The following is a 21369-nucleotide window of genomic DNA, read 5'->3' on the forward strand; positions in this document are numbered from 1 at the left end:
GGTGCAAGCAGGATAGGTATGCCAGTAGAACATCCCAAAGTTGCGGTTTTACTGGCGGCTTACAACGGAATGCAATGGATCGAGGAGCAGATTGCCTCGATCCTCATTCAGTCAGCGGTAGACGTAACGATCTATATCAGCGTCGACCCTTCAACGGACGGTACCGAGGCTTGGTGTGCAGCGTATGCGGCTGAGCATACTCGCGTGGTCCTTCTGCCGGCTGCCGGCTCTTTTGGTGGTGCCTCGCGTAATTTTTTCCGGCTGATCCGTGATGTTGATTTCGATGGCTATGACTTTATTGCCTTTGCCGATCAGGATGACGTTTGGCACGTTGATAAACTCTCGAGGGCGACTCGGACTCTGAATACCGGCGAATTTGCTGCTTATTCGAGTAACGTCACCGCCTTCTGGCCGAATGGCAGAACCCTGTTACTGGATAAGGCTCAGCCGCAGGTCACTTGGGACTTCTTGTTCGAGGCGGCCGGGCCAGGCTGCACTTACGTGTTTGGCAAGAGTCTGGCGACGTCGTTGAAGGCTTCCATGCTCGCCAATTGGCAGCAACTGCAAGACGTCAGCCTGCACGACTGGTACTGCTATGCCTATGCGCGAAGCCATGGCTATGTATGGTTCATCGACCCGCTACCGACCATGCACTACCGTCAACATGAGCGAAATCAGGTGGGAGCCAATACCGGGATAAACCCGTTGATTGCACGCTATAAAACCATTCATGACGGCTGGTGGTTCTCTCAAGTCCGGCTCATCACATGCCTGGTTGGGCAAAGTGGCAATCCCTTTGTCCAAGGGTGGCTGCGCCTTGGGCGCAGGCAACTATTAAAGCTTTCACTTAGTGCCTGGAAATGCCGACGACGTGCGCGCGATAAGGTGTTCTTCTTTTGTATTTGTTGCGCCACGGCGGTGATCGGGAAAAAAGCTAAATGAAAGGCCCGCAGGTTTTAGTCACAGGCGCGACGGGGTTTGTAGGCGAGGCTGTGGTCTTCAGGTTATTGCTCGATAAGAAGTTCACCCCTGTGGCGGCCGTTCGCGGTGTTACACGCTTGAGTGGCTTGTGTCGCGTTGTGCCATTCGATCTGAATGAGACAACGGTGTTGCCCCCCCTGAATGATGTTCAGGTTGTCATTCACTGCGCTGCCCGGGTGCATGTGATGAACGAAACCGCGGTGGATGCCCTGGTGGAGTTTCGAAAGGTCAATGTTGACGGGACTGTGCGACTCGCTCAGAAAGCCGCAAAGTCTGGCGTAAAACGTTTCATCTTTATCAGCTCGATCAAGGTTAACGGCGAAAGTACCGTCTCAGGTGCACCTTTCAAAGCTGACGATCGTCCCGCACCTGTCGACCCATATGGGATATCGAAGCGAGAAGCTGAAGATGCGTTAAGGCAAATCGGCCTGGATACAGGTATGGAAGTCGTGATCATCCGTCCGCCGCTTGTTTATGGTCCGGGAGTAAAAGCCAACTTTCTGAGCATGATGCGTTGGTTGGACAAGGGCATACCGCTGCCGTTGGGCGCTATTCGCAATCAGCGCAGTCTGGTGGCATTAGGTAACTTGGTAGATCTCGTAGTGACCTGCATCGATCATCCGGCCGCCGCGGATAACACATTTCTAGTCAGCGACGGTGAGGACTTATCCACAACCCAGTTGCTTCAACGCATGGCTCACTCATTAGGTAAGAGCGCTCGATTGTTGCCGATACCTACAGGTATGTTGAATCTAGCGGCCTCAACTTTTGGAAAAAAATCGATTGCTCAGCGTTTATGCGATTCGCTGCAAGTTGATATCAGCCAGACAAGGGTGCTTCTGCACTGGGCTCCTTCTATAAGTACTGCAAGAGCCCTGCGTCAGACCGCGGACCATTATCGGGACAAAGAAATTAAATGATTTTTTGGTGGGTGTTACTGGCAGTATTCGCCGTTTCCTGGATTTTTACCCTGGTCTTGCGCCGTTATGCTTTGGCCAAAAGCCTGATGGACATCCCCAATGAGCGCAGTTCCCACTCCGTTCCTACGCCACGTGGCGGAGGGGTGGCTATCGTGGTCGCGTTTGCATTGGCTCTCCCTGTACTGACCGCGTTGGGGCTGTTGAGTGCGCCAGCGCTTATAGGGCTCCTGGGCTCGGGGTTGCTGGTAGCGGTCATTGGGTTTGCCGATGATCATGGGCATATCGCCGCCAGATGGCGGCTGTTGGGGCATTTTATAGCAGCCGGCTGGGCACTCTTCTGGCTCAATGGCCTTGCCCCCATCTCACTGTTTGGAGTTCTGGTTGACTTAAGTGTGATTGGTAACATCCTTGCGCTGATCTATCTGGTGTGGATGCTTAATCTTTACAATTTCATGGACGGCATCGATGGCCTGGCTAGTGCTGAGGCGATAAGTGTGTGCCTGGGGATTTGTCTGGTTTATTGGCTTGGTGGAAACACGAATCTAATGTGGGCTCCGCTTATTTTGGCTGGGGCAGTCGCAGGGTTTCTTTGCTGGAATTTCCCACCTGCTAAGATTTTCATGGGGGACGCCGGAAGCGGGTTTCTTGGCATCGTTCTAGGCGGACTAGTGCTCCACGCGGCTTGGGAAAAGCCTGAGCTGTTATGGAGCTGGCTGATATTGCTAGGTGTTTTTATTGTCGATGCAACATGGACTTTAGTGCGGCGGCTGGTAAGAGGGGATAAGGTGTATCAGGCTCATCGTAGTCACGCTTATCAGCATGCAGCTCAAGGCTCAAAAAATCATCTGGTGGTCACAGTAGCCGTTATCTTGATAAATATAGGCTGGTTATTACCCATATCACTATTCGTTGGTGCTGGAGGCTTGGGGGGAGGTTGGGGATGCCTTCTTGCTTATTCCCCGCTCTTTTATCTTGCGTGGAAATTCCACGCGGGAGTGGTGCGCTGATCGCTCGCTGCGAGGCCGGCACACGGATAAAAAGTGCTGATTAAATGGTTTTTCCTTTGGGGCGGCTACTGCAAACGCCCCTTTCTTTTCAGTTTTAAGTTGTAGCTGGAAGCTTTGCAAAGGGGCGTGAAGGGTGGCACGGGTCAAATTTTATTAAGAATTGCGGCTGCTATTAAGCTGACGTTTCCCTTCAGTGTCTGGCGATGGACACCGCTGTTTTTTATAAGGCGAAGTCGTGAAATTAATCCGCTTTGTCGCGCGAGCTCGAACTGTTGAAGTGTCTGTTTGTTTTCAGGTGTTAAACTTTCTTTGACTGAATTAATGACGATAAGGTTTTGAGTACTCCACTCTCTGAACCGACCGGTCAACATTTTTCTAATTCGCAGAAGTCGGTTCTTCAAGTCGGCGTTGGCACCAATAAGGTTGCCCTCATGCTGGCGATAGTCTAGCGTGGGTAGAGGGTCATATACGATTTTTCCGCCGCAACCACTCACTAAAAGATACGCCAGCCAGTCGTGTGCCACAACAGGGGCATCGGCGGCGATGCGCAGCATGAGTTCTCGGGCTGCATTGTTGATTAGCATCGTATTGGCACCTGCAATACTTTGCACCAATGAGTTTTTAAAGCATGGACGACTTTTGAATAGAGGGGAGTAGCCCATGGGCTCCAGTTTTGAATTTACCAGTCTTGTTCTTGAGCAATAAAGGGCTGGCTGTCCTGGGGTACCATTTATCTGAGCGATGCTTCTCTCTAGCTTGTTCTCAAGCCAAATATCATCTTGATCGCTGAACGCAAAGTAGTCGGCAATTATTGTCGTGTTTTTTATTAGTGATAAGAAGTTTCTGGCGAAGCCTTGGCGTGGGCCAGACAGAATGGAAAGTCGATCGGCGCCGAGTCGCTGTTGGTAACTCTGCAGTATTTTCAGTGTTTCGTCTTCCGAACCGTCGTCCGAGGCGTAAATTGACCAGTTTTTGTGCGACTGGTTTAAAATCGAATCAAGCTGCTCAGAAAGAAATTTTGCACCGTTGTAAGTGCAAATAAGTACTGCAACTTTGTCAGTGCCGTCCGGCCGGGTCTCTCGCGACGATGAGGGGGCGGGGGCTCGAAAATGACGGCCGTTGTTTTGATTTTCCATGATTTCGATCTCTCGCGCGCCAGCTATATAGTAAATCTAGTACCGATAAAGAAGGGATGAGTATGATTTCGAACGGTTTTGTCTTTGGGATACGTCAGTTGCGGCGGTGGTTTCAGCAGTCATCACGAGGTAGGCATTGTCTGGCAAGCTTAACAGGATTGGGGAGGCGCTGACGAGCGGGCTTGCCCCGCAACCTTTGATCGTCCAGAGAGTCATATCAGGCGTGGACCGACGAGGGGTGCCCCGGTGGTCGTATTCTGTTCATGAAGGAGGCTACAATGCCGGGAGTTACTAAGTTTTGGGGGGTGGGAGTGGGAGTGGGAGCGGTGATCGGGCGAGTCAATGGATAAATTACGATCGTTTTTATTGGGCTTGCCGCGACGGCAGAAAAGGCTGTTGCAGGTTGGCACTGACGTTTTCCTTGTCTGGGTTGCGCTGTGGTTGGCTTTCATCGTCCGTCTGGGTGTCGATGATATGTACAATCCGCTAAAAGTGCATTCCTGGCTTTTCATTTGTGCGCCATTGGTCGCGATCCCCCTATTCATCCGGTTCGGAATGTACCGCGCGGTCATGCGCTATTTTGGCAATGATGCCCTCATTGCCATCATCAAGGCAGTCAGCCTTTCATCGTTGATTCTGGCGGTTGTAGTCTATTGGTACAGCAACCATGAGAACGTGGTTCCGCGCTCCATCATTTTCAATTACTGGTGGTTGAGCCTGGTGATCATTGGTGGCCTGCGCCTTTGCATGCGCCAGTATTTCATGGGGGACTGGTTTACCGCCGCTCAGCATGTGCCGTTCACCAACCGGGATGACGGTTTGACCAAGGTTGCCATTTACGGCGCCGGTGTGGCGGGTAACCAACTGGTCGCAGCGTTGCGCATGGGGCGTGTGATGCGCCCCGTGGCGTTTATTGATGATGATGCGAGTATCGCGGATCGATCAATATCCGGTTTGCAGGTGTATAAGCCCAAGCATATTCAACAGATGATCGATGTTACCGGTGCTCAGGAGATTCTTCTGGCGCTGCCGTCGTCGACTCGTGCCCGGCGTCGAGAGATACTCAATTTTCTCGAAGGTTTTCCGCTTCACATACGAAGTGTGCCGAATTTCACCGATCTGGCTAGCGGCCGGGTGAAGGTCGATGATATCCAGGAGGTAGATATAGCCGACTTGTTGGGTCGAGACTCTGTGCCGGCGCAACCCGATTTGTTGGCTCGTTGCATCAAGGGAAAAGTGGTTCTGGTGACTGGCGCTGGCGGCTCAATTGGCTCGGAGCTCTGCCGGCAGATTTTCTCGCTTGGCCCGATCACGCTTTTGTTGTTTGATCATAGTGAGTTCAATCTTTATAGCATTTTATCCGAGCTGGAGCGCCGAATCGACCGTGAGTCATCGTCTGTCCGGTTGCTACCAATCCTGGGGTCTATTCGTCATCCCCATAAGCTCCTTGATGTAATGAACGCCTGGAATGTAGATACGGTCTATCATGCCGCCGCTTATAAACACGTTCCGATGGTGGAGCACAACATTGCCGAAGGCGTGCTGAATAATGTTATTGGTACGCTTAATACGGCGCAGGCGGCTTTGCAGGCGGGTGTTGAGAACTTTGTACTCATATCGACGGACAAAGCGGTACGTCCTACCAATGTGATGGGCAGCACCAAGCGACTTGCTGAACTAACCTTGCAAGCGCTCAGTTGCGAATTGGCGCCGGTGTTATTTGGTGACAAAGCCAATGTATCCCGCGTCAACAAGACCCGATTCACTATGGTGCGTTTTGGGAATGTGCTGGGGTCTTCTGGTTCAGTAATTCCACTATTCCACAACCAGATAAAATCCGGCGGACCATTAACCGTTACCCATCCGAAAATCACTCGATATTTCATGACCATACCCGAGGCGGCGCAGCTGGTGATTCAGGCTGGATCCATGGGGCAGGGCGGTGACGTGTTTGTGTTGGACATGGGCGAGCCGGTCAGGATTGTTGAATTGGCAGAGAAGATGATTCATCTGTCTGGTTTGAGCGTTCGTTCGGAGAAGAATCAGCATGGCGACATCGCCATCGAGTTCACCGGCTTGCGTCCCGGTGAGAAGTTGTATGAAGAGTTGCTGATTGGCGACAATGTCTCGGCGACCCAGCATCCGATGATCATGAGCGCGAATGAAGACTATCTGCCTTGGGATGTGCTCAAGGCAAGGTTGACTGAGTTGCTTGCTGCGGTGGAGGTGGATGATTACTCTCGAGTCAGGCAGCTGCTGCGTGACACCGTGAGTGGCTATACCCCTGATGGAGAGATTGTCGACTGGATTTACCAGCAGCGCCGCCTCGAGCCCTGACGAGCGCTTGCTGATACGATGGCCGATTCTATGCGCGCAGTTGATCCTTGGGTCGGCCATGTCGTTTCTGCGGTGGTAATCACGAGGTTTCCTTTGAGAAGGGTGTTGCGTGCTTGCACCACCAGTCTTCGGTCGTGTCAATCTCGATTTTCGACAAGATCGCCTTTTCGTGTTTGCGTGCATTCGGGTGGTTGATTGACAGCTCCGGGCGCAAAAAACTTACCCCCCCTCTCACGAGTGCCTGTATGGCGGGGCTCATGCCATTGGGTCAAGGCGCCTGCAGGTGGCATGTACCTGGCCGCGCACATCGGCGGAAAATGGTATATGCCCTAACCCCGCGGGGGAGGCTCTACTTGGCCTGAACCGCCCGCTTGGTACGGGCTCGCAGGTATTATTCGTTGACGTTTTGAGGTATCCTCGACGCGCCTTTAGGGCGTTCAGCCAGGGCTCCATTTTATCAGGTGTATTGGTTTTTGCGGGTGTCTATGATCAACAACCTTTTTGTGTTTGTTCAGCTAATAGATCCAAGGCTTCGTGAATTTTGAAACTCCTGGGCTCTGACATTGTCTCACGTCATTTTTTCTCTACTCTAAAGAGCTATAAGGGAAGTGTTACAGCATGGTCGAAAGCTATTTTTCATCAACAAATGAATAGTATTGAAGAACTGTGCCAGTTAGCTCTTTCCCGGCAGTTTGAGTGTTTATTCTCAATCAGTGACGTGTGCCAGAGACTGGCTCGCCGAGTAAAAGAAATACAAGATGGTTTTTTTCGGATAGGGCCAAGCCAGTCTTCTTGTCTGGTCGCAAGCCTTCGAAAAAGTTTAACGATTTTTCGCCAATGGATTGAATTTCATTTGATCGCTAACATCATGCAGCAGTCCAGGATGCCAACGCCAGTGGTGTTACTTATAACCCAAGAGGCCAGATCGAAAGCCCTTATTAACTCAGGGGAGTTTGCCTGATGCAGAATTTTTCAATATCGCCGCGCGAAATGATCGCAAGTTTTGTTCGAAATCGTTCGTTGATCAAGGCTTCTGTCAAACGTGAGGTGTTAGGGCGTTATCGCGGCTCAGTGTTGGGAGTATTTTGGTCGTTCTTCAACCCTGTTTTCATGCTCGCGGTATACACCTTTGTTTTCAGTGTCGTATTTAAGGCGCGCTGGAGCGGCGGCAGCGACTCTAAAACCGAGTTTGCACTGATTCTCTTTGCCGGCTTGATGGTATTCAGCCTTTTTTCCGAATGTATAAATCGTGCTCCGGGGCTAGTTATTGCTAATGCGAATTATGTCAAGAAAGTGGTTTATCCGTTAGAAATACTTCCTTGGGTAAGTCTCGGGGCGGCACTGTTTCATGCTCTGATAAGTCTTGGGGTATGGATGATTGCTTATCTGATTTTTTTTGGGGCGCCACACGTCACAGCTTTGTACCTTCCGCTGGTGGTACTTCCACTGGTGTTGATGATGATGGGGTTGTCCTGGGGCTTGGCTGCGCTGGGGGTTTACCTGCGTGATATAGCGCAGTTCATAGGGATCTTGACATCGGTGCTGATGTTCTTGTCGCCGATATTCTACCCGGCGAGTGCATTACCTGAAGCTTATAGACCTATCTTGATGCTGAATCCGCTGACGCCTGTGATTGAGCAAGCCAGAGATGTGCTGTTTTGGGGGCAGGTGCCCAATTTCTTCAGTATTTTGGTTCATATACTGGTGGGGACATTAGTGATGTGGCTGGGTTTCGCCTGGTTCCAGAAAACACGCAAGGGGTTTGCTGATGTCCTCTGAGTCCGGTATCGCTATCAAGGTTGAAAACCTCAGCAAGTGCTATCAAATCTATGATCAGCCTCATGATCGATTGAAGCAGTTTTTGATGTCGGGTCGCCAATATTACCGAGAGTTTTGGGCCCTGAATGATGTTTCATTCGAGATCAAGAAAGGTGAAACCGTTGGCATCATAGGGCGCAATGGAAGTGGTAAGTCCACTCTTCTGCAAATGATTTGCGGGACGTTGAATCCTACCAGCGGTAGCGTTCAGACCCATGGTCGAATCGCCGCGCTTCTCGAATTGGGTTCGGGATTCAATCCAGAGTTCACCGGGCGCGAGAATGTTTATATGAACGCGGCCGTACTGGGTTTGAGTACGGAAGAAACGGACGCTCGTTACGATAAGATTGTTGAGTTTGCGGACATAGGCAGTTTTATCGGCCAGCCAGTAAAAGCATACTCGAGCGGAATGATGGTCCGCTTGGCGTTTTCGGTTGCCATTCATGTAGATCCGGATATTTTGATTGTTGACGAGGCGCTATCGGTTGGTGACGCATACTTCCAGGCGAAATGTGCGAAGATGATCCAGACGATAATTGCTGGTGGTTCCACTGTGCTGTTCGTCAGTCATGATACAGCTTCAGTGAAGTCACTGTGTAGTCGTGCACTGTTGTTGGACTCCGGACGAAGCCAGTTTTTGGGCGATGTAAATACGGCAGTTGAAAAGTATTACTCTGCTTTGATCGAGAGCCAGCGAGCCGAACGAGTATTAGATGAGTCTGTCGAGCCGTCCGCGATGGTCTCAGCTGAGTTTACTGATGGCGCTGAAAGTTTTCAGTCAATGGCCAGCTTTCAGCGGATAAAGAACGGCGTCGCAGAGTTCATAAATGTTGCGTTGTTGAATGAAAGTGGCCAAGCGATAGATTCAGTGAACTTTGGTCAGAAAGTGATCCTCCGACAAGTCGTGCAGGTGAACAAGGCCACACACAGGTTAGGGTTGGCATACCATATTCGCGACAAGAACGGTCAGGATATTATTTACTCAGATACCGGAATCGAGCATGACAACCACCTACTGGATGTCAAGGCTGGGAGTGTCCACGTAATAGAGTGGCGCTTCACTGCGTATCTTCGTGAGGGAAGCTATGTGGTAGCGTCTATGCTTTCTGAACCGGTGGATCTGAGAATAGGGGACGTGGTGGTCGCAGACTTCGTTCCTATCTCTACAAAATTTACACTGTCGAGTGCTGGCCATCCACAAATATACGCCGCAGCGTATTGGCATAATGAAGTAAAAGTTCGAGAGATTACGCATGTCCCAGATTAATAATAAGCTTCACCTTGGATGTGGGTCAGTGAATTTCCCAGGGTGGATAAATATTGATCTTGACTCGCCAACTGCGGACATGTTGCTGGATCTTACACACCCATTGCCTTTCCCTGATGGTTCTGCGACTCATATGTTCAATGAACACTTCATTGAACACATAACACGTTCGCAAGCTGTGCAGTTTTTGCAAGAGTGCCATAGAGTGCTCTCTGCGGACGGAGCCATAAGGATCACGACGCCCAATCTGCGTTTTTTAACATACTCATATATGACAGGGGCCATTGGTGAGTGGGGGGATCTCTGGCAACCGAATACGCGCTGTATGATGTTGAATGAAGGAATGCGTTCTTGGGGACACCAATTTGTTTACGATGCGGAAGAGTTGGTTGAGGTTCTAGTTGAAGCCGGATTCAGGACGGTGTCCTTTCAATCCTACCGCGACAGCGCTGACCAGATGTTTAGAGGCCTCGAGTCTCGACCTTTTCACAATGAGCTGATCATTGAAGCACGAAAATCTGATGTAGCTGAAGTGCAGGTTGATTTTGATGTGGTTACTAAAAATGAAGCGGATTGGATTAATTCGCTTTCCACATACAATCCTCCTGTTCAAGAGCAAAAGCTCGCTCGTGTAGAGCAGGAGTCTTTGGCTCGCGCACAGTTTATCGATACGCAGGCGGCGCATATTCTCAAGATGGAAGAAAATGCTCTTGTCCAGGCACAGGCCATTGAGGCTCAAGTAGCGCATGCACTCAAAGTGGCGGAAGAGTCTTCAAAACAGGCTCAGGTAATTGAAATGCTGGAGCTTCGTATTGGCGAGGCGGAGGCTGAGTTGGAGGTGTTTCGTTCCTCGTGGTGCGGAAAACTCAAATCACTATTTAATAGAACTAAATAATAGTTTTGCTTTTCGGGACGCTCATGAATATTACAGTTACGAAGCCGTTTGTACCTCCCTTTGGTGAATTTCAGGCTTACCTGCAAGGGGTTTGGGATCGTGAATGGTTTACCAATAATGGACCGTTGGTAAACGAACTCGAGCTGAAGCTCAAGGAAAAACTTGATGTTGAACATTTATTGTTTCTTAGTAATGGCACTATTGCGCTTCAAATTGCAATACGAGCTCTCGATCTGCGCGGTGAGATAATAACCACCCCATTCAGCTATGTTGCTACTACTTCTAGTATCGTCTGGGAACATTGCAAGCCAGTTATGGTGGATATTTGTTCCGATACTTTGAATATCGATCCGCAAAAAATCGAGCAAGCCATCACTTCGGAAACAACCGGGATTCTGGCAACTCATGTGTTTGGTAATCCTTGTGATGTCGAAGCTATCGAGCTGATTGCAAAGAAGCACAATCTGCGCGTTATCTATGATGCGGCCCACGCTTTTGGTACGCAATATAAAAACCGTTCGCTTTTGTCATACGGGGATATTGCAACCTGCAGTTTTCATGCGACAAAGCTTTTTCATACAATTGAAGGTGGTGCAGTAGTTACAGCTAATCCTGAAATTCTGAAAAATATGGCGATGATGAGAAATTTTGGTCATTCGTCGTTGACCGATTTTGGCGGTGTGGGGATTAACGGCAAAAACTCCGAAGTTCACGCAGCAATGGGGTTGACCAACTTAAAATACGTTGAAGAAATCCTGAAGGTTCGTGCAGAGCTTTGTAATCATTATAAGCGTGAGCTTTCGGGTTTGCCTGTACGCTTTCAGAAAATTGCAGACGATACAACCTACAATAATTCTTATTTTCCGGTGGTCTTTGAAAGCGAAGCCATGCTTCTGAGGGTTATGGAGGCACTTAATTTAAATAATGTGTACCCGCGGCGATATTTTTATCCTTCGCTATCTGAACTTCCTTATGTGCATGATCAACGCTCTCCCGTTTCGGAAGATATATCGCGTCGTATTCTGTGCTTGCCACTTTATCATACCCTCTCGCGTGAAGAGATTGATATGATCTGTCGGTATATTAAGCGTTCGATCAGATACTAAATAATAGTCCATATTACTTAGAGCGGTAACGGTCATGAAAAAGTATTACGGTATCATTGGAGCTGGCGGTCACGGCCGAGAGGTGATGCCTTTAGCGAATGCTGCGTTAGCCGCTGAACTGTCTAGTGGTCGGGCGGAGCTTTTTTTTGTAGTAGAAGGCGACGTTGCAACTGACAAGGTTAATAATTATTCGGTACTTTCTCTTGATGTTTTTTTAAACCTGGAAGGCGATATTTTTTTCAATATAGCCATTGGCGCATCACAAGTCAGAGCCCGTATCGCGGAAATGTGCGAGCGTACAGGTGCCAAGCCATTCGCAATTATCGCCGATAACGTTGTCATTCTTGATTCAAATGAAATCGGCTGCGGTGTAATGCTTTCGCCTTTTGTCACCGTTACTTCGAATGTGAAAATCGGGAAATACTTTCACGCTAATAACTACTCTAACATTGCGCATGATTGTGTTATCGGCGACTTCGTAACTTTTGCTCCAGGGGTCAGGTGCAACGGTAACGTTGTCATTGAGGATCACGCCTATATTGGTGCTGGTGCGTGCATCATTCAGGGTGCATCAGGGAAGCCTCTCACTATTGGTCGCGGCGCTATTGTTGGAATGGGCGCTGTGGTGATCAAAGACGTGCCCGCAGGCGTGACGGTGGTCGGTAATCCTGCGCGCCCTCTGACTAGAGAACCATTGAGAAAATGACGGCGTTCAGTAAAAGTTTGATGATAGTTGATGGGAATGCGGAGATTTTTGCTCCCCACAATCTCTCCCCCCGCAGAGGAATAAGTCAGTGATCAAAGAAACGGTTGATGTATCTATTCTGCTGGTTACCTATAACCATCAAAAGCACATTCGGCAGGCGATGAATGGTCTGTTTGGTCAGATAATTGATGGGCCTATCGAGCTGGTAGTGGCTGATGACGGTTCCAGCGATGATACTCTCTCGATCATCAAAGAGTTTGATGGGGTGGACGACAGGTTTATCTTCAAATATCTGGACAATAGCGTCAACTTAGGCATAACAAAGAACTACCAAAGAGGTTATGAGGCCTGCTCTGGAGAGTATGTAGCTGTTCTAGAGGGCGACGACTATTGGACCAGTCCGTGGAAACTCAAGCGTCAGGCCGATTTTTTGAGGGAGCATTGGGAAAGTGACCTATGCTCCGTTAATTATTTTGTCTATGAGGAGGATCGTGCTCAGCTGACGCCTAGGGTTACTGCCGGGCAGGGATACAGGCTGGTTTCAGCTCGCGAGTTGATTGCCGACAATCTGGTGGGTAATTTCTCGACGTGCATGTATCGACGATCGGCATTGGCCAGGTTGCCAAAGGCAATGTTTGAGATTAAGTCTTATGACTGGATTACAAATATCTGCCTCGCCCGAAGCAGTTTGATTGGGTTCCTTCAGGAGCCTATGTCAGTCTATCGGCTTCATACTGCGGGCGTCTGGACTCAGACACCGCATATTGAAAAGCTGAAGATCCAGTTAGACATAATTCCTGCGTATGATGCGCTCACAGATCATGTGTTCCATGATGATTTTGAGCACCTTTCTGCCCGTCTGCGGCATGTGATCACGGCTTCGCAAATCGGAAACGTCGCCGAAACGGTAAGCCAGCCAGTTTTGAGGGTCATCCCTTCGCTGTTGAATTATATGCCCCCTATCGTTCTGGTTTTCATTCGCGCAATTGTTCCGGTAGCACTAAAAAATATTTTGGTTAAAATTGTGAAGCGGAGCCGCTCGGTATGACGTCGCCAACAGTTTCTGTGATTATGGCTACCTATAATCACGCAAATTTTGTCGCTCAGGCAATTGAGAGTGTACTTAGTCAGGTCGACGTGGATTTTGAGTTTTTGATTTCCGATGACGGGTCGTCTGATAACACGCGGGACGTTGTTGCCTCTATTCATGACGAAAGAATCAAGTTCTTTCCTAATGAAGTCAATCGGGGAGCCTGTGTCGTTACCAATGAACTGATCGAACGAGCATCAGGCGAATTTATCGCGCTGATTAACTCCGATGACTCTTGGATTGACGGTGACAAACTCGCTTACCAAGTGCAGTTCATGCGGGATAACCCTGAAATCGGGGCCTGTTTCGGGCGGGCTCGATTTGTAGACAAAAACGGTCAAGCGATGGATAAGGCCTCCATCTCTTTTGGCGGTGCGTTCGATCGGGATAATCGCTCGCAAGGTGCTTGGCTGAGGCACTTTTTTGAATTGGGCAATTGCATTTGCCACCCAACGATGTTGATTCGCAAGTCCTGCTATGATCATCTTGGTATGTATAGTAACCGTCTACGGCAACTTCCAGATCTGGATATGTGGGTGCGGTTGGTCAAGCACTATCCGATACATATATTTGAACGCGAGCTCATTAATTTCAGGCTCTTGCCGGGTGAGAACGCCAGTAGCCAGACGGTGACGAATTCAATTCGTACAATCAATGAGCACTACCTCATTGCCGATAGTTTTTTCGACGATGTGACAGCTGAGCAGATATCTGAGGGCTTTGGAGATTTGCTCAAGCGCAAGGATATTCCGAGTGAACTCCATTTGGATATCGAAAAGGCTATGTTGTTTCTGAGCTATAATCAGTGGCTTGGGAAGCCTTATCAAATGATAGGGCTGCTGAAGTTAAATAAACTGCTTAATAGCCCGGCTCATTATGCTGTCATGGTCAACGAGTACGGGTTGGACGACCGATGGTTTCAGAAGGAACTTGGAGAAATAGATGTTCTACGACCAAAAGTTGTTGCGGTCATGAGCCAACAGAAGTCTCGTATTCTTCGGGTCTGGCAGCAATACTTGTCGAGGTTTTTTCGTCATAGCCCAGGAAATCGCAACCTGTAGCGCATTGAATCATGTGTTAGTGCGGAGTATCTGGAAGTCTCGCCTATACCGCTGTTAGTGCTAAGTCCCATAGTTATCGATTAGCTGGATTCTAAGGGATTGGCCCTACCTATGTAATAGGCGGGATTTTCAGCCGCTTTTTCCGGAAGTCTTCCTCTGTAGTCAGATTCTTAGCTCCAGGAACCTTGGTCAAATACATTGTATTACCATGAATATAAACGAGTTGCTACTTCGGCGACGAAGTGGCTATTTGGTTTGCTCACAGCTACATTTTTCGGTCTGGTTGTGATTCTTGGCTTAGCCTGGTTAAAGTGTGAATCGTTACATATGCTGTAACGCAGCCATTTTTGACATGTACATGATATGACCTAATTTAGAGATGCAGCTTCGGAAAAGCTGCTTCTCCCTTATCGATGTCATGGAGTGTCACTTATGCGTACAGCCTACTTCTCGTCCCTGGTCTTTGCTCTGCTGACCAGCGCCTCTCTTGCTGTCAACGCTGCGCCTGCCAAACAGGAGGCCACTGCGCCTGTCGCTGCGCAAGTAGCACCAGCTGGGCAAACCACCTCAAAGGTCAATCTCAACGGGGCCGATGCGTCTACCTTGCAACGCGAGCTCTCGGGGATTGGTGAGGCCAAGGCCAAGGCGATTGTTGCTTACCGGGAGAGCAACGGGCCTTTCGCGTCGGTGGATGAGTTGCTGGAGGTCAAGGGGATCGGCAAGGCGATTCTGGACAAGAATCGCGACAAGCTTGAGGTCAATTGAAGCCCATCCGTTAGTGCTCGAGGCCGGTCGTTGACTGGCCTTTTTTGTCTTCTGATGTCTGAGCAATCCAATGAGGCGGAGTCATTTCGCCTTTTGTCAGGTTAAAAAAATTACGACTATCATATTTTGTTTGTATTATGCCTATAATAAACTCGCTTCCCCCCTGAGGTGCCTTGACTGCCAAGGCACTCAGATCCCCCACAGCTTCTCCCAGGAGTGCAGCTATGAACCCGGTCCAATCCCAAGGTACAGCCCTCATCACCGGCGCATCGTCCGGTATCGGTGCGATTTACGCTGAGCGGCTGGCGGCGCGTGGTTATGACTTGTTGTTGGTCGCTCGCGATGAACGGCGACTGGAGGCGGCCGCGATCAGGTTGCGTGACGAGTACAGTGTGCAGGTTGAAGTGATGAAAGCGGATTTGACGCTCAAGGCGGATCTGCTGAATGTCGAACAGCGCTTGCGCAGCGACCCAAGTATCAGTCTGTTGTTGAACAATGCCGGTGTCGCTGCCGATGGGGCGCTGGCCAGTGCAGATATGGATCAGATGGAGCGGATGATTCAGCTCAATGTGGTGGCTGTCACGCGTTTGGCTTCTGCTGCTGCGCAGAGTTTTTCGGCTGCCGGGCGCGGTTCGATTATCAATCTGGCGTCGGTGGTGGCGTTGATTCCGGAGCGCTTCAATGCAACCTATAGCGCGACCAAAGCTTACGTCTTGAGTTTGACCCAATCCCTGAACGCCGAGTTAAGTGGGTTGGGCGTGCGGGTGCAGGCCGTGTTGCCGGGGGCAACGCATACGGAAATCTGGGAGCGTTCAGGTATCGATGCCAGCGCGATCCCCCCGGAAATGGTGATGGACGCAGGGGAAATGGTCGACGCGGCATTGGCCGGCTTTGATCAAGGGGAGTTGATTACGATTCCTTCGCTGCCGGATGCGGCGGATTGGCACGCCTTTGTTGCGGCGCGCCATGGGTTGGGGCCGAATTTGTCGAAGAGCAGCGCGGCGGCTCGCTACAAGTGAGGGGCTTGGTCCATGACACGATTTGAGGTGTTTAGCGTATGAACGGTCGTCGAGTTGTCGTGACAGGCATGGGCCTGGTTTCTCCGCTGGGTTGCGGTGTCGAGCAAGTCTGGGAGCGTTTGCTGGCCGGTCGTTCGGGGTTGCGGCGGCTACCGGAGGAGATGGTGGCTGATCTGGCGGCCAAGGTTGGCGGCGTGGTGCCAACTCTGGCAGAGGATGCTGAAGCGGGTTTTGATCCTGATCGGACGACGCCGCCCAAAGAGCAGAAGAAAATGGATCGCTTCATCATGTTCGCCATAGCGGCAGCGAAAGAGGCATTGGAGCAGGCGAACTGGACCGCCACTGACTCTCGGACCCAAGAGCGCACGGCGACGATCATCGGATCCGGCGTCGGTGGTTTTGGTGCCATTGCCGATGCGGTGAGAACGACTGATAGTCGCGGCCCGCGGCGTTTGTCGCCGTTCACGATTCCATCGTTTCTGGTCAACCTTGCGGCGGGTCATGTATCGATCCAGCACGGTTTCAAGGGGCCGCTGGGGGCGCCGGTAACCGCCTGCGCCGCAGGCGTACAAGCCATTGGTGATGCCGCGCGATTGATTCGTAGCGGCGAAGCCGATATTGCGGTGTGCGGCGGCGCGGAAGCTGCAATTGATCGTGTCAGTCTTGCCGGTTTTGCGGCGGCCAGGGCATTGTCCAGTGGCTATAACGATACTCCCGAGCGCGCTTCGCGACCGTTCGACAGTGGGCGCGATGGTTTTGTCATGGGGGAGGGTGCGGGGATTCTGGTGATTGAGGCGCTGGAGCATGCTCTGGCCCGAGGCGCTCGACCGTTGGCGGAACTGGTGGGCTATGGCACCAGCGCCGATGCCTATCACCTGACCGCCGGCCCGGAAGATGGCAGCGGTGCGCGGCGTTCCATGGCGCTGGCATTGGCGCAGGCCGGAATCAGCGCGGCGCAGGTGCAGCATCTGAATGCTCACGCGACCTCTACGCCGGTGGGTGACCTGGGCGAGATCGCCGCGATCAAGTCGTTATTCGGTACACACGAAGAGGTTGCGGTGACATCGACCAAATCCGCCACCGGGCATCTTTTGGGCGCTGCGGGCGGAATTGAGGCGATCTTCACGATTCTGGCTATTCGCGATCAAATCGTTCCGGCCACCCTCAACTTCGAGAACCCGGATGCAGCGGCGCAAGGGCTGGACATCGTCCATGGTCAGGCACGGTCGCTGGCAATCGAGTATGCGTTGTCCAATGGCTTCGGCTTTGGGGGGGTCAATGCCAGCGTGTTGTTCAAGCGATGGCAGGCGTAAGCTTTCGTCATTCGCAGAATTGGCACGAATAGTGGTTATTCGTTATCTGACGATTGTTGAACAATCATGAGGGGCGATGACCATGAGCAGCGGACTTTCCCTGGCCGATCACATCACATTGGAGATACGGACCGACATAATCGGTGGCCGATTGTTACCGGGCATGGCCTTGATCGAAAGCGATCTGGTGACAGCCTACAATGCTTCGCGTAACACTATTCGCGAAGCACTGCATCGCTTGGGGCAGGAAGGGCTGACCCGCTATGTGCGCAACAAGGGTGTGGTGGTGCGGCGCCTCGGCGTCGATGAAGTGCGCGATCTGTTTCAGGTCCGGCGCACTCTGGAGTTGCAGGCCATCGCCACCAGCAAGCCACTGCGCGAGTATCAGTCCGATCGCATGCTCGAGGCCATCGAAGCCACGGAACTTGCCCGCGAGCGCGAGGACTGGCAAGCCGTCGGCACCCACAGCCTGTGTTTTCACCAGCATATTGTTGGGCTGATGTGCAGCCCCTTGTTCGATGAGTTCTTCACGAACATCGTCGCCCAGATGCGCTTGGTGTTTTGTGCTGCACCCGACGAGGAGCTCTTTCAAACACCTTGGCTTGCGCGCGATCGACAGATTCACGATTTGCTTGCCGAGGGCAAAAAACCTGCAGCTCAGGAGGCGATGAGTCTTTACCTCGACGACTCCGAGCAGCAGTTACTCGACATGCTCAGCGACACTTCCCACCCCTGATCGAGGATGTTCACTATGTACAAAGACTATCCCGCGGCTTACCAGGTCAGCAAAGGCTCGGCCCTGCAGGTGGACAAGGCCTTTTATGAGCGGATCCGTGACACCAAGGACGGTCGCACGCTGATCGACCAGTTCGAAGTCCCGATCCGCACGGGTCGTGCGTGGAAGGTCCCGGCCGGGCATGTCTTTCGCGTGACCACCCCTGTCGGCCCGCAAGTGGGGGATTTCAATGTCTGGAATGCCAATGATCCGCGCGAACGTTTGTGGGCCGCACGTACTCGTCAATTGCAGGGCGCGCATGTCAGCACCCATGACCGGCTCTGGTCGAACCTGCCGTTTTTGCGGCCTTTGGTGACCATCACCGATGACAGCCTGGCGAGTTACGGTATCGATGAACATGGTGGTCGACTGCACGATTTGCTGGGCACCCGCTGCGATCCTTATGTAAACAAAATGCTCACCGGTGAAGATTTCCACCATCACTGCCATTCGAACCTGACCCGCGCTGTATTGCCCCATGGCCTGACCGAGTTTGACGTACACGATGTGCTGAATATCTTCCAGTGCACCGGTCTCAACCACGACGACATGTACTTCATGAAGGCCTGCCCGGCACAGAAGGGCGACTATCTGGAGTTCTTTGCCGAAATCGATTTGCTCTGTGCCTTGTCCACGTGCCCGGGAGGTGATTTGTCGCTCGCGATGTGGGGGCCGGATGCGCAGGATCCGCTGAGCGTCTGTCGTCCGTTGGGGGTGGAGATCTATCGGCTTGAAGATTCATTGCTCGAAGGCTGGAGCCAGCCTGAGCGCGCGGCCTACAAGGGGATGCACGGATTGCACATTGCCAAGGCTGAATGGGAAAAATAGAAGCGCTGGAGCCCTTGCCGGGATTTGAAGTCAGGCGCTATTTGTGGCGAGGGGGCTCCCTCGCCACAGTTCTGTGCATGGCGATAGATAAGAAAACCCCCGTCATTGGTTCTCAATGGCGGGGGTTTTTAGTCAACGATCCCGCGCATCCTTGGCGTCCGCTTCCGCGTTGCGTTCAGCCACGCGTTTACGTTGCTCTTCGGTCAGCTCCACCTTGTTTGCGGTGTCGCGCAGTATCATTAATCCGCCGACGATCGAGCCGATAGCAAGAACCAGAATCAACCAGGCATACCAAGGCATAGGGCTCTCCTTAAGGGCAGGCCATCGGGCGAAGGATTTCGCGCAACGGTCATGCATATACCACCTTTGAGTAGTTCCATTGTAGGCCTGATCCGTCTGGATAGCGCTTCCTCAGTGTTTACAGCCCGGTCAGCATTGCATCGGCGGGGGCATCGGTGCGCAGTTGTGCGGTCATCTGGAAGTACCCAAAACCGACCGCCATGAAACCCAGAAAGATCATCCCGATCAACGTATTGAACCAGGCCATCGCCACCAGACACACCACCGCCAGAAACAGCGCGATGGCTGGCACCAGCGGATAGCCTGGCGCGCGGAAAGTGCGCTCCAGCAGCGGCTCGGTTTTGCGCAGTTTGAACAGGCTGAGCATGCTCATGATGTACATCACGATGGCGCCGAACACCGCGATGGTGATCATCGCCGCGGTGAGGGTCATGCCGCCCAGGTTGATCAGGCCATCGCTGTAAATCGCCGCGATGCCGATCAGCCCGCCGGCAATGATCGCCCGGTGCGGGGTCTGGAAACGCGACAGTTTGGCCAACGATGCAGGGAGATAACCGGCGCGGGCCAGGGCGAAGAACTGCCGCGAGTAGCCGAGGATGATCCCGTGGAAACTTGCCACCAGGCCGAACAGGCCAATCCATACCAACATGTGCAGCCAGCCAGAGCTTTCGCCAACCACTGCTTTCATCGCTTGTGGCAGCGGATCGTTGATGTTCGACAGGGTGCGCCAGTCGCCCACGCCGCCAGCGAAGAACATCACGCCCATGGCCAGCAACACCAGGGTCAGGATGCCGCTGATGTAGGCTTTGGGAATGGTGCGTTTCGGATCCTTGGCTTCTTCGGCGGCCATGGCCGCGCCTTCGATGGCCAGGAAGAACCAGATGGCAAACGGAATCGCCGCAAACATCCCGGCAATCGCCGGCGCGCCGAAGGTATCGGTACCGGCCCAGCCGTTGAGGGCAAAGTTGCTGAAGCTGAAAGCCGGCGCCACCACGCCCATGAATACCAGCAGTTCGACGACGGCCAGCACGCAGACCACCAGTTCGAACGTCGCGGCCAGTTTGACCCCGAGGATGTTCAGCCCCATGAACACGATGTAGGCGCCGACCGCTGCGTGTTTCGTGTCGAGGGCGGGAAATTGCACATTCAGATAGGCGCCGATGGCCAGGGCAATCGCCGGCGGAGCGAAGACGAATTCGATCAGCGTCGCCAGCCCGGCAATCAGCCCGCCTTTTTCACCGAATGCTCGACGGCTGTAGGCGAATGGCCCGCCCGCATGAGGGATAGCGGTCGTCAGTTCGGTGAAGCTGAAGATGAAGCAGGTGTACATCGTCGCGACCATCAACGACGTCACCAAAAAGCCCAGCGTCCCGGCCACGCCCCAACCGTAACTCCAGCCAAAGTATTCACCGGAAATCACCAGACCGACCGCGATACCCCATAAATGCAGCGTGCCCAAGGTGGGCTTGAGTTGTGTGTTCATGCGTTGCTCCCCGAACGGTTTGAAGTGCTCGGGGGAGGAGGTGTGCAGCGGGCATGCCATATCGCGAAAGCACGTCGTAATGGACAGAAAACTGTCGTATCGAGGATGTTAGCAGCTGGATGCCCGCTGTTTTTGCGCTACTTGAGTGCGGTGGTGGATGTTCTGACGCTATCGCGAGCAATCGAGCGTCGACCGGCTGCTCCTACATCTTTGGTTACCCCCCTTTCGATCGTTCCCACGCTCCGCGTGGGAATGCCGCCATGGACGCTCTGCGTCCGTTCTGGATGTGACGCGGAGCGTCACGGGATGCATTCCCACGCAGAGCGTGGGAACGATCAGGCACCGCAGTACCCCCACTTTTTACACTTTTTTTATGCCGCGCCTCACCCCTCGATCTCGTTCCTTTACAGCCTCCCTGCGGACAATGGCTCCACACGCGGCAATCGCCGTACGACGGAGAAATCCCATGAGCGTTCTGGACGGAGTGTCACTGCTGCTGGCAGTGGGGCTGTTCATTTATCTACTGGTTGCGCTGTTGCGCGCCGATCGGAACTAGGAGCGG

General features: G+C 52.2%; 20 protein-coding genes. 17 read left to right on the top strand and 3 right to left on the bottom strand.

Going from position 1 to position 21369, the window contains the following annotated elements:
* Window positions 1–18 precede the first annotated feature (18 nt).
* Genes AC07UI_RS18230 through AC07UI_RS18240 form a run of 3 tightly spaced genes read left to right on the top strand, consistent with a single transcriptional unit; the run spans window position 19 to window position 2908 of the window.
* Window positions 19–942: a glycosyltransferase gene (locus AC07UI_RS18230; protein ID WP_494993807.1), complete on the top strand. Its 924-nt coding sequence runs from the start codon at window positions 19–21 to the stop codon at window positions 940–942.
* On the top strand, window positions 939–1901 hold the full coding sequence (locus tag AC07UI_RS18235; RefSeq protein WP_494993808.1) for a UDP-glucose 4-epimerase family protein: 963 nt from the start codon (window positions 939–941) through the stop codon (window positions 1899–1901). Before AC07UI_RS18230 ends, AC07UI_RS18235 begins: the two co-directional genes overlap by 4 nt.
* Window positions 1898–2908: an MraY family glycosyltransferase gene (locus AC07UI_RS18240; protein WP_494993809.1), complete on the top strand. Its 1011-nt coding sequence runs from the start codon at window positions 1898–1900 to the stop codon at window positions 2906–2908. Before AC07UI_RS18235 ends, AC07UI_RS18240 begins: the two co-directional genes overlap by 4 nt.
* Before the next feature lie 143 nt (window positions 2909–3051).
* Here AC07UI_RS18240 and AC07UI_RS18245 read toward each other — a convergent pair whose 3' ends face one another.
* On the bottom strand, window positions 3052–4044 hold the full coding sequence (locus AC07UI_RS18245; protein WP_494993810.1) for a glycosyltransferase family 2 protein: 993 nt from the start codon (window positions 4042–4044) through the stop codon (window positions 3052–3054).
* A 342-nt stretch (window positions 4045–4386) separates the two neighbouring features.
* On the opposite strand from AC07UI_RS18245, the gene AC07UI_RS18250 reads away from it, so the two are divergent.
* The 13 genes from AC07UI_RS18250 to AC07UI_RS18310 all read left to right on the top strand — a co-directional run bounded on the left by AC07UI_RS18250 (window position 4387) and on the right by AC07UI_RS18310 (window position 19024).
* A complete protein-coding gene (locus AC07UI_RS18250) occupies window positions 4387–6381 on the top strand; it encodes a polysaccharide biosynthesis protein (RefSeq protein WP_494993811.1) in 1995 nt (664 codons plus the stop codon).
* A gap of 960 nt (window positions 6382–7341) precedes the next feature.
* Window positions 7342–8160 (top strand): ABC transporter permease, encoded by an 819-nt coding sequence (locus AC07UI_RS18255; protein WP_494993812.1) that lies wholly within the window; start codon window positions 7342–7344, stop codon window positions 8158–8160.
* Window positions 8150–9466, top strand: a complete 1317-nt coding sequence (locus tag AC07UI_RS18260; protein ID WP_494993813.1) for an ABC transporter ATP-binding protein — start codon at window positions 8150–8152, stop codon at window positions 9464–9466. The genes AC07UI_RS18255 and AC07UI_RS18260 overlap by 11 nt, the downstream gene beginning before the upstream one ends.
* The gene (locus AC07UI_RS18265; RefSeq protein WP_494993814.1) at window positions 9453–10361 is read left to right on the top strand and encodes a class I SAM-dependent methyltransferase; all 909 of its coding nucleotides are present in this window, start codon (window positions 9453–9455) and stop codon (window positions 10359–10361) included. Before AC07UI_RS18260 ends, AC07UI_RS18265 begins: the two co-directional genes overlap by 14 nt.
* A 23-nt stretch (window positions 10362–10384) precedes the next feature.
* The gene (locus AC07UI_RS18270) at window positions 10385–11467 is read left to right on the top strand and encodes a DegT/DnrJ/EryC1/StrS family aminotransferase (protein ID WP_494993815.1); all 1083 of its coding nucleotides are present in this window, start codon (window positions 10385–10387) and stop codon (window positions 11465–11467) included.
* Between the two features lie 34 nt (window positions 11468–11501).
* Window positions 11502–12173, top strand: coding sequence for an acetyltransferase (locus AC07UI_RS18275; RefSeq protein WP_494993816.1), 672 nt, complete (start codon window positions 11502–11504; stop codon window positions 12171–12173).
* Window positions 12174–12261: 88 nt separating this feature from the next.
* Entirely contained in the window at window positions 12262–13221 is a 960-nt protein-coding gene (locus AC07UI_RS18280; protein ID WP_494993817.1) for a glycosyltransferase family 2 protein, read from the top strand.
* On the top strand, window positions 13218–14324 hold the full coding sequence (locus AC07UI_RS18285; protein ID WP_494993818.1) for a glycosyltransferase: 1107 nt from the start codon (window positions 13218–13220) through the stop codon (window positions 14322–14324). Before AC07UI_RS18280 ends, AC07UI_RS18285 begins: the two co-directional genes overlap by 4 nt.
* 432 nt (window positions 14325–14756) lie before the next feature.
* Window positions 14757–15089 carry a ComEA family DNA-binding protein gene (locus AC07UI_RS18290; RefSeq protein WP_494993819.1) on the top strand — a complete coding sequence of 111 codons (333 nt, stop codon included), beginning with the start codon at window positions 14757–14759 and terminating at the stop codon, window positions 15087–15089.
* A 224-nt stretch (window positions 15090–15313) separates the two neighbouring features.
* The gene (locus AC07UI_RS18295; protein ID WP_494993820.1) at window positions 15314–16108 is read left to right on the top strand and encodes an SDR family NAD(P)-dependent oxidoreductase; all 795 of its coding nucleotides are present in this window, start codon (window positions 15314–15316) and stop codon (window positions 16106–16108) included.
* Between the two features lie 38 nt (window positions 16109–16146).
* A complete protein-coding gene (gene fabF, locus AC07UI_RS18300; RefSeq protein ID WP_494993821.1) occupies window positions 16147–17421 on the top strand; it encodes a beta-ketoacyl-ACP synthase II in 1275 nt (424 codons plus the stop codon).
* An 82-nt stretch (window positions 17422–17503) separates the two neighbouring features.
* Window positions 17504–18157, top strand: a complete 654-nt coding sequence (locus AC07UI_RS18305) for a GntR family transcriptional regulator (RefSeq protein ID WP_494993822.1) — start codon at window positions 17504–17506, stop codon at window positions 18155–18157.
* 15 nt (window positions 18158–18172) lie between these two features.
* Window positions 18173–19024 carry an urea carboxylase-associated family protein gene (locus AC07UI_RS18310; protein WP_494993823.1) on the top strand — a complete coding sequence of 284 codons (852 nt, stop codon included), beginning with the start codon at window positions 18173–18175 and terminating at the stop codon, window positions 19022–19024.
* Window positions 19025–19156: 132 nt separating this feature from the next.
* Here AC07UI_RS18310 and AC07UI_RS18315 read toward each other — a convergent pair whose 3' ends face one another.
* A complete protein-coding gene (locus tag AC07UI_RS18315; protein ID WP_494993824.1) occupies window positions 19157–19324 on the bottom strand; it encodes a DUF2897 family protein in 168 nt (55 codons plus the stop codon).
* A 118-nt stretch (window positions 19325–19442) separates the two neighbouring features.
* Window positions 19443–20807, bottom strand: coding sequence for an ethanolamine permease (gene eat, locus AC07UI_RS18320; protein WP_494993825.1), 1365 nt, complete (start codon window positions 20805–20807; stop codon window positions 19443–19445).
* A gap of 466 nt (window positions 20808–21273) precedes the next feature.
* Here eat and kdpF point away from each other — a divergent pair, with 466 nt between their 5' ends.
* Complete coding sequence (gene kdpF, locus AC07UI_RS18325) at window positions 21274–21363, top strand: K(+)-transporting ATPase subunit F (RefSeq protein ID WP_007899818.1); 90 nt, start codon at window positions 21274–21276, stop codon at window positions 21361–21363.
* Window positions 21364–21369: the final 6 nt, after the last annotated feature.

The sequence above is a fragment of the Pseudomonas sp. GW821-FHT04C07 genome, assembly GCF_059420325.1.